The sequence below is a fragment of the Pseudomonadota bacterium genome, from assembly GCA_030860485.1.
Lineage (GTDB): Bacteria > Pseudomonadota > Gammaproteobacteria > JACCXJ01 > JACCXJ01 > JACCXJ01.
Genome location: JALZID010000122.1, coordinates 1 through 8984 on the forward strand (window position 1 = coordinate 1; position 8984 = coordinate 8984).

At 65.1% G+C, this 8984-nt stretch carries 8 protein-coding genes; 4 read left to right on the forward strand and 4 right to left on the reverse strand.

Annotated features, from left to right (window positions below; genetic code table 11):
• Window positions 1-381: 381 nt before the first annotated feature.
• From M3461_06890 to eutC, 3 genes are all read left to right on the forward strand, one after another.
• Entirely contained in the window at window positions 382-1248 is an 867-nt protein-coding gene (locus M3461_06890; GenBank protein ID MDQ3774101.1) for a cyclase family protein, read from the forward strand.
• A 160-nt stretch (window positions 1249-1408) separates the two neighbouring features.
• Window positions 1409-2809 carry an ethanolamine ammonia-lyase subunit EutB gene (locus tag M3461_06895; GenBank protein MDQ3774102.1) on the forward strand — a complete coding sequence of 467 codons (1401 nt, stop codon included), beginning with the start codon at window positions 1409-1411 and terminating at the stop codon, window positions 2807-2809.
• Window positions 2806-3594: an ethanolamine ammonia-lyase subunit EutC gene (gene eutC / locus M3461_06900; GenBank protein ID MDQ3774103.1), complete on the forward strand. Its 789-nt coding sequence runs from the start codon at window positions 2806-2808 to the stop codon at window positions 3592-3594. The genes M3461_06895 and eutC overlap by 4 nt, the downstream gene beginning before the upstream one ends.
• Here eutC and mprF read toward each other — a convergent pair.
• The gene (gene mprF, locus M3461_06905) at window positions 3577-6168 is read right to left on the reverse strand and encodes a bifunctional lysylphosphatidylglycerol flippase/synthetase MprF (GenBank protein MDQ3774104.1); all 2592 of its coding nucleotides are present in this window, start codon (window positions 6166-6168) and stop codon (window positions 3577-3579) included. The two genes, eutC and mprF, sit on opposite strands and share 18 nt — an antisense overlap.
• A 108-nt stretch (window positions 6169-6276) precedes the next feature.
• A complete protein-coding gene (locus tag M3461_06910; protein ID MDQ3774105.1) occupies window positions 6277-6546 on the reverse strand; it encodes a hypothetical protein in 270 nt (89 codons plus the stop codon).
• A 29-nt stretch (window positions 6547-6575) separates the two neighbouring features.
• Between M3461_06910 and M3461_06915 the strand changes: the two genes are divergently transcribed.
• Window positions 6576-7115 carry a cytochrome P450 gene (locus M3461_06915; protein ID MDQ3774106.1) on the forward strand — a complete coding sequence of 180 codons (540 nt, stop codon included), beginning with the start codon at window positions 6576-6578 and terminating at the stop codon, window positions 7113-7115.
• Between the two features lie 58 nt (window positions 7116-7173).
• Here M3461_06915 and M3461_06920 read toward each other — a convergent pair whose 3' ends face one another.
• Complete coding sequence (locus tag M3461_06920) at window positions 7174-7743, reverse strand: hypothetical protein (GenBank protein ID MDQ3774107.1); 570 nt, start codon at window positions 7741-7743, stop codon at window positions 7174-7176.
• 65 nt (window positions 7744-7808) lie between these two features.
• Window positions 7809-8984, reverse strand: a 1176-nt coding sequence (locus M3461_06925) for a DUF3732 domain-containing protein (protein ID MDQ3774108.1), incomplete at its 5' end; no start/stop codon positions are given.

The following is an 8984-nucleotide window of genomic DNA, read 5'->3' on the forward strand; positions in this document are numbered from 1 at the left end:
GCAGGTAAGGGGTGTCACGATCACAGGGACGGAAATGGCTCATGCGCGCTCGCTCATCGGAACCCTGACCGATCCGATCCCCTCGCGCTTGAAAAGTTCCACGCTAAGTCCGACAGGCTGCTAGCCCAAAGAAGTCGAATTAGTATCAGTTCGGCCGGCCAGTGACGGCCGGCGTCAACGCCAGGGATGGCGCCTGATGTCTGAGGCCCCGCAACCGCGGGGTCTTTTTTTTGGCTCCGTGCGTACCCTATCGCTTCGGTATATCCTGGATCCCGATCCGGTCACGCTCCCACACCTATGCGCCCGAGCCGATATGCCAACCGATATCCGAAAGGGGGGTACACGGGCCTGTCGGTACCTGGACCGCGCCCATCAGGGACGATGGCAGTGTGGCGCGTGCGTGTCCCGATCCCCTGTATATTCGTTATTTTGGGTGGCTTGGCCCTGTGCCTGGGAGCCGCGCTCTTGATCACCGCCGGCGGCTGCGTTCCACGCCCGGCCGCGAGGCCACTCGTACCCGGCGAGAGCGCGCTCGGGCGTTACATCGACCTCACCCACGCCTTCGACGAACAGACGGTCTACTGGCCGACAGAGGGGGGATTCAAACTCATCAAGGGCGTCGAAGGTCACAGCGAGGCGGGCTATTACTACGCCGCGCATCGCTTCGAGGCAGCCGAGCACGGGGGGACTCACATCGATGCCCCCATCCACTTCTACGAGGGCGGGGCACCGCTCGAGCAGATCCCACTCGAGAGGCTCATCGGGCCGGGCGTGGTCGTGGATGTGACCGATCAATGTCTGCGGGACCGCGATTACCAGATCCAACTCGGTGATCTGAAGGACTGGGAAGCGAATGAGGGGCGCAGCTTGAATGACGCCATCGTGCTCCTGCGCACCGGCTACGCTCGGTATTGGCCGGAGCGGCGGCGCTATCTCGGCACCGCAGAGCTTGGTGCGGGCGCGATCGCGAAGTTGCACTTTCCCGGGTTACATCCCGAGGCCGCCCGCTGGCTCGCGAGCGAGCGCACGGTCAAGGCCGTGGGGATCGATACGGCCAGCATCGACTACGGCCAGTCGCGGGGGTTTGAGACGCATATCGCTCTGCTCCGGGCGGGTATCCCGGCCCTTGAAAACCTGGCCGGGCTGGAACAATTGCCGGAGTCGGGATTCACGGTCGTGGCCCTGCCCATGAAGATCAGGGGAGGGAGCGGCGGGCCGTTGCGCGCCGTGGCGATCGTGCCCGATTGAGCCGATCCCCGACGGTAGGGGCGGACCCCCGTGTCCGCCCCAAGGGGTGGTGATCGTGCCCGACTGAGCCCAATCGCCGACATCCCGGCCGGGCGCCCGTGACGTGGACCACCCAGCCCATCCGGGGCATACTGCGATTCGGTTTGCCGGAGCGGAGTCGATGCACTACACCGCGAGCCTCGGCGGGAAGGCCTATCGCTTCCCGGATCTGCGTACGCTGCTGGCCAGGGCCTCGCCGCTACGCTCGGCCGATGAGCTCGCGGGCCTCGCGGCCGGCTCCGAGGAGGAGCGCGCCGTGGCCCAGCAAGTGCTCGCGGACGTGCCCCTCCGGCAGTTCCTCGAAGAGCCTCTCATCGACCCCGAGACCGACGAGGTCTCACGCCTCATCCTCGAAAGCCATTCCCAGGACGCCTTCGCGCCCCTCGCCTCGCAGAACGTAGGGGAGTTTCGGGAATGGTTACTCTCCGAAGGCGCGACACCGGAGGTGCTGGCCGCGGTGCGTTCCGGCGTCACGCCCGAGATGGCCGCCGGGGTCTCCAAGATCATGCGCAATCAGGACCTGATCGCGGTTGCGCGACGCTGTCACAACGTGACCCGATTCCGCAACACCATCGGTCTGCCGGGACACCTGTCCACCCGTTTGCAGCCGAATCACCCGACGGACGATGCGCGCGGGATCGCCGCGAGCATCGTCGACGGGCTGCTCTACGGCAGCGGCGACGCGGTCATCGGCATCAACCCGGCCACCGACAACCTGGATAACGTCCATACCCTGCTCGGCCTGGTCGAGGACATCCGGGAGCGCTACGAGATCCCCGCCCAGTCCTGCGTGCTCGCGCATGTGACCACCACCATGGCGTTGATCCGGCGGGGCGCGCCGGTCGATCTGGTGTTCCAGTCCATCGCCGGCACCGAGGCCGCCAACCGCAGCTTCGGCATCGATCTCGGGATGCTCGGCGAGGCCCGCGAGATGGCCCTGGCCCTTGGGCGCGGCACGCTCGGAGAAAATGTGATGTACTTCGAGACCGGCCAGGGCAGCGCCCTGTCGGCCGACGCCCATCACGGGGTCGATGCCCAGACCTGCGAGGCGCGCGCCTACGGCGTGGCGCGCGCCTTCTCGCCCTTGCTCATCAATACGGTGGTCGGCTTCATCGGCCCCGAATACCTGTACGACGGCAAGCAGATCATCCGCGCGGGCCTCGAGGACCTGTTTTGCGGCAAGCTCCTGGGCCTGCCCATGGGATGCGACGTGTGCTATACGAACCATGCCGAGGCCGATCAGAACGACATGGACAACCTGCTCACGCTCCTCGCCGTCGCCGGCTGCGCCTATATCATGGGCGTGCCCGGGGCGGATGATGTCATGCTCGCCTACCAGAGCACCTCGTTTCACGATGCGCTTTACCTGCGCGAGGTGCTGGGCCTGCGTCCGGCGCCCGAATTCGAGGCGTGGCTGAACCGCATGGGGATCTTCGACGGCAAGAACGCCCTCGCCGGCCCGCGCCTGGCGACTCCGTTGCTCGGCACGGTGAGGCGATTGGCCGAGGACCGGGCGGAGTGAACGATCCCTGGGCCGTGCTGAGGCGCTTTACCCAGGCCCGCATCGGGCTCGGGCGGTGTGGGAGCGGGTTGCCGACCGCGGCGCTTTTGGAATTCCAGCTCGCCCATGCGCAGGCGCGCGATGCGGTACACGTCCCCTGGGACCTCGGGCGCTTTGCCGAAGAGGTCCGTGGCCTCGGGGTGGAGCCCGTCACGGTCGAGACCGCCGTGACCGATCGCGGCGAGTATCTCCGGCGTCCCGACCTCGGTCGCCGGCTCACCCAGCGCTCGCGCGAGCGCCTCGCGGGCTTGGCTTCGCCCATGGACGTCTGTCTCATCGTCACCAACGGCCTGTCTTCGACGGCCGTGGAGCGGCACGGCCTCCCGTTGCTCTCGGCCGTGCTGCTTGCCCTTGGGGCCCGGCACCTGAGCGCCGGACCGCTGGTGCTGGCGCCCAACGGGCGCGTGGCGCTCTCCGACGCGGTGGGCGAGCTCCTCGGTGCGCGCGCGGCGGTCATGATCGTGGGCGAGCGGCCGGGGCTGTCCGCCGCCGACAGCCTGGGGATCTATCTGACCTACGGTCCGCGCCCCGGCACCACCGACGCACAGCGCAATTGCATCTCGAACGTACGCCCGCCCGAGGGGCTCGGCTATGCGGCCGCCGCCGAGAAGCTCGGTTATCTGGCCGCCGAGGCGCTCAGCCGCCGGGTCTCGGGCGTGGCGCTCAAGGACGAGGGGGCGGACCGCGCTCCGCTACCCTTCCCCCGTGAAGCCCCGGCGGCCGTCGCCTCACGCCTGGCCCCGTGAAGCGAGGCTCGCCACGTCGCGCAGGATGCGAGTCGTTTTCAATCCACCCGGAGAGGCTAAATATTTGGGCCGCCACACCGGATCCAAGGCCACCGCGAACCCGCGATGGCTGTCGCTGTCCTGGAAGTGTTCGCTCTGGCGATACATCATCCTGCCGATCCGCTGCCAGAGCGGATCCGGCAGTTGCCGTTCGTGCCCGGCCAGCGGTACCAGGCCCAGATCGAACCACCGATAGCCGCGCGCCCGTCCGCCGACCATGAGCTCCGACACCATGAACTCCATGATGCCCGGGGGCGCATCGCGGTGGTAGCGCAGAAGGTCCAGGGCCAGCTCCTCTTTTCCCCCACTGACCCAGAGGACGGCGAAGGCGATGATGCGCTTGTCCTGGCGCACCACGGCGCACGGGAACCTGGCCACATAATCCGGGCTGAAGAACCCCCGTGAGAAGCCCCGCTCCGTCTTCGCCAGGTGCGCCAGCCAGTCGTCCGACACCCGCGCAAGCTCCGGGATCAGGGCCGGCACCTCGTGGGAGCCCACGATCCCGAAATCGACGCCCTCTGCCAGGACCCGATCGTGCGCCTCGCGCAGCTCGCTTCGCGCGTGGCCCATGAGCGAGAAACGCTCGAGCGGTACGCGGGCGTCCTCGCCCACCTTCAGCAGAGAAAGCCCGAGGTCTACGTACAGCGACAGGCCCTCGGCGTCCACCAGATAGAACACCGGCCAGCCGCCGTAGCGATCGCATAGTTGCCGGAACGTCAGCACCAGCCTCTCGTGCTCTGCCGCCGGCCCCACCGGATCCCCGAGCGCGATCCAGCTCTTGCCTTTGACGCGGTACATGATGAAGGCCCTACCCGAATCGCTGAAAAGAAAACGCTTGTCACCGAGGAGCGCCAGGTTTGCGCGTGCGCTCTGGGACTGCTTGACGATGAACCGCACCTCGTCGAGGCCGCCGGCGTGCGGCAGATCGGGCACCGGGTCGGGCCGCAGCAGGTTGGCGAGGCCGATGGCCACGGTCGTCACCAGGACCACGGTCATGGTGCGCAGGAACCTCGCGTACTCGGCAGTGTAGTCGAAGTGCCACCAGAGCTCATGGGAGTACTCGGCCGGTTTGTAGGACAGGAGCCCTAACCAAATCGTCACCGCCAGGAGCGCCGTCAAGGTCGAGGTCCATTCCGTCGGAAAGCCTTGATTGAAGAGCGCGCCGTCGCGCCGAAACTCCAGACGGGTATAGAACAACACGACCAGTATCGCGGTGAGCACGGCGGCGCCCTCATAGATGAGCCCTTTGCACACGAGCGTCACGATCCCCACCCCGAGCAGCAGGGCAGCCAGGCGATAAGCCGCCTCGAGCCGTAAGGACAGGCCGCGCGCCAAAAAGATGAGTCCGACACCCGTGATCCCGGCCACGACGTGCGCGATCTCGAGGACCGGCAGGGGGAGGACCTCGCTAAGTGTGGCCAGGCGCTCGGCCGGCGCCGGGACGGCGATCGAGAACAGCAGCACCACCCCGGCGAAGATCAATATGAGCGCCATGACTTGCGGGCCGATCTCGGCCAACCAGTCCGCTGCCGTATCGCGCGCGCGCTCGATGCGCACCTGCTGCATGCCGGCCTCGTGGATGGCGAGGACGACGGCGGCCAGGCTCAGAGGCGCGAGGTAGTAGACGCAACGAAACAACAGGATGGCACCGAGCAGCGCGTCGGGGGCGACCTCCGGGAGGCCCAGCAACATGACGGACTCGAACACCCCGATGCCGGCAGGGACATGGCTCACGACCCCCGCGATCAGCGCGACTGCGAAGACACCCAGAAAGGCAAAGAAGTTGATCTCGGCATAGGCGGGCAAGAGCACATAGATGATGGCGCCGATGAGCATCAGATCGATGCTGCCGAGGGCGACCTGGGCCGCGGCGGTCTTTGCCGAGGGAAGACGGAGAGACCAGCTCTCGGTGCGGATACTCAAAGGTCGGAACACGGCCGCGGTGAGATAGACCACCAGGAAGGCCAACAGGAGCCCGCCCAGCATCCGTTTCAACGCGGGCGGCAGATGGATGACGGACGCTGTCGCTTCGTCCGCCCCGAACAAGAGCGACAGGATCAGCAGAAACCCGACGCCGAGCGAGGCGGTGACCGCGGACATGGTGGTCACGCCCGCTATTTCGAGCGCGCTCAGACCCGCGTTTGAATAGATGCGGTATCGAATCGCTCCACCCGTGACCACCGCGAAACCCAGGTTGGTGCCGAAGGCGTTGGCCAGACAGCCGGCCAGCGCCGCGCGCCGGTAGGGCACCGGGCGGCCGATGTGGTAGAGCGCCAGCATGTCATACCCGGTCACCACGAAGTAGGCGCCGGCGGTGAGCAGGAACGCGAGTAGAACCGATGTTGCCGGCAGTGCTCGAAACTGCTCGAGCACATCCGAAAGCTGGATAGACTGCAGGGTGCGGTACACCACCCACAGCGCCAGACACACGATCGTGAGGCTGACGAAGGCCCCGATCTGGACCAGCAGTTTCCTGGCGAATGGGATCGGCACGCCGCGGCTTGGGTCGCCCAGCGCGTCGGTACCGGCACTCATCGCTAAGGTCTCGTCGAGGTTATGGTATCCCGTTTTGTGCAGGGAAGGCGCCGCCTCGCACGCTCGTGGCGAGCCGACCCGATTACACCAGATGTTCGGCCCCGCGTACTACCGGCACGTGGCTTTCCCGGCGCGGATAAGCATAGCAGCCGATGTCGGCGGTGGCGATGATCTCGGGGTCGCGCCGAGTGCGCCAGGTGGTAGTCCCCGATTGCCGCGCGCCAGGATGGTGTCGATGAGGCCAAGTCCCGCCGCAGGTCCGTCGCGCATCGCCACTGCCACGGCGCGGTTCGGCTCGCGGCCCGCGACGAAGCGGGCCGGCCGCTCTCCGATCGGCAGTTGCGCGACGAGGCCATCACCATGCTCCTCGCCGGCCACGAGACCACGGCCCTGGCGTTTGGTACCTGTTGGCGCGGGATCCCGGCGCGGCCGAGGGGTTAGAGGCGGAGGCACGCGGCGTTCTGGGCGGGCGCCCGGCGAGCGCGGCCGATCTGGACGCGCTGCCCTACACCCGCGCCGTGGTCCAGGAGGGGCTCCGGCTCTACCCGCCGGCCTATGCTATCGGCCGCGAGGCGCGCGCCGAGGTCCGCCTCGACGGCCATTGCGTCCCGACAGGCGCGACGGTGTTCATGAGCCCCTGGGTCATGCACCGCGACCCTCGTTACTACGAAGAGCCCGAGGCGTTTCGCCCGGAGCGCTGGTTGGGTGATGATGCCCCGGCCGGCCTACCCCGTTTCGCCTATTTCCCATTCGGCGGTGGGGCGCGGGTGTGCATCAGCAATACCTTCGCGCTGCGCGAGCTCGTGCTGGTGATGGCGACCATCGCGCGGCAGGGGCGCCTGCGGCTTGCCTCAGACCGGGCCATCGCGCCCCGTCCTTTGATCACGTTGCGGCCGGCGGAGCCCATCAACGCGCGTTTTCTTTTACGGGGATCGAGACCGCGATAACCGATCTAGGGGGGACGGCGCCGGGGAGGCGCCGACAAGAAGCGTGTCGCAACGTCCATCAAGACCTATCTCTAACTCGAGAGTCCGAACCGCTTTGGCCGCCTCCCTCATCTCCTGCTGCACTCGAATCAGGCGCCCGCGCCAGGTATTCCTGAAGCCGCTCGACCGAATACCCGTAGCCAATGGCACTAAAGGGAATACGGTTCAGCGCGTGGTGGAGCTGAGCCAGATCCGCGCTCGTCAGGCCGCCGTCGTGTTCTACATACGATCCGATCTGAAACCGGATGTCATTCATCGAGCCAAGCACGCTGCGGTTGCTGGAGCGGGTGAAGCGGATCACGCGGCAAGCTTCCAACATCCGTTCGATCTGCGTTTGAGCAAAGTCGTCCCACACCAGTGCCTTGAACAGGCGCTGGCCGAAAACCTCATCCAACTGCTCGAACTGCCGTTTTCTCAAGCCCGGCACGAACACCGAGTACAAGGTATCGTCATGCGTGAACAGCACACACTTGCGCCGCTCGAGTCGCAGCAGATTGGCGTGCCAGCCTACTCCCGAAGCGGACGGGTCAATGAAACGGTCCGGGATCTCCGCCAGCAGCTTCTGCGTGCAATGAATCACGAGTGGCATGGACTTGAATTCGTACCCAGCCAACTACATAGCTATCGTATCGTTGGGCGGTAGCCCAACTATCGTTACGACATCCACTCTAGCGGAACGAGCTTTACTCCATCCCGCCACTCTTCGAAAGCGACGATATTCGGGATATTACCCCAGACCTCGCGCGACGCATGGTCGAGCACAATTACTTGCAGGCGCCCATTTGCAGACTCAACAACCTTCGCTAATACCTTGAACGCCTTGCGGACGGCTTCGATATCTTCGTCTTTGAGTTGCGGCTCCTCGGGTGTCTCGTTCTCCCGAACAACGAGTTTCTTCGGAAAATACACCTGGCTCGGTTGATCCATAACCAGGAATCCTGGCACTGGGCTGTGGTCAAGATTCAGGAAGAACTGATGAAGGGCTAGTGTCACGGCAATATGGTAGGAGAGCCAGTTAGAACCGCTGCCGACTTCTGAGAGGCAGTCGTCGCGGTTGGCTCCCGTGACCTTGACTGTAAGGTCGTCGATTTCCAGCGACAGCGGGTCTTCTGGTCGCTCGCTATCGAGGAGAGGCATCAGGCGCGCTGCATTGGTGTTTACCACACGCAGAGCCCGTCGTTTCCGGTCTTCGAGATTCTCACCGCGCATCTCTTCACTAAGGTTCTGGAATTGCTCCTTCAGTTGATCTACCTCAGCACGAAGTCCACCGTCTTCACCGAGTCGACGATGAAGATGCAACGCGTTCTCAAGGTTTCCAATGAACCGCTCAACCCTCTTGGCTTGATACTGTTGCGTACTTGCCTCCCGAGATCGCCGCGATAGAGCTGTTGTACGAATTCGGATGGCTTTGAGTTTCTCCGTTGTCTCGTTTACCTCGGCTCGCACCCTTCCCAATTCGCGGTCGAAGGCTGCAGGGATCTCAAAGGTGTCTCCGGCTTCACTTTCGAGCGTAGCGAGAGCCTCTTTCAACTCACCCAACTTCTCTTCGCTTGGCTCCATGCCTCCTCCGCACACGGGGCAACTCTCGTCGCCGCCGCGATGCTGGCTAATCCAGTCGGCGAGCTGCAAACGGTCGCGTTGGATACGGAGAGCCTGATGGTAGTTTGAAGCGCTCTCACGGACCCGATTCATCTCAGCCAAGCGACGCCGAAGACCTGTCAGATCGAAAGACACCTGCGACTCTTCGGCGTTTAAGCCATTTAACTCCTGAATCGCTTCGGAAATAGTCGTGACACTCACCGCCAGTGTCACGTCGGTCCGCTGCACAAG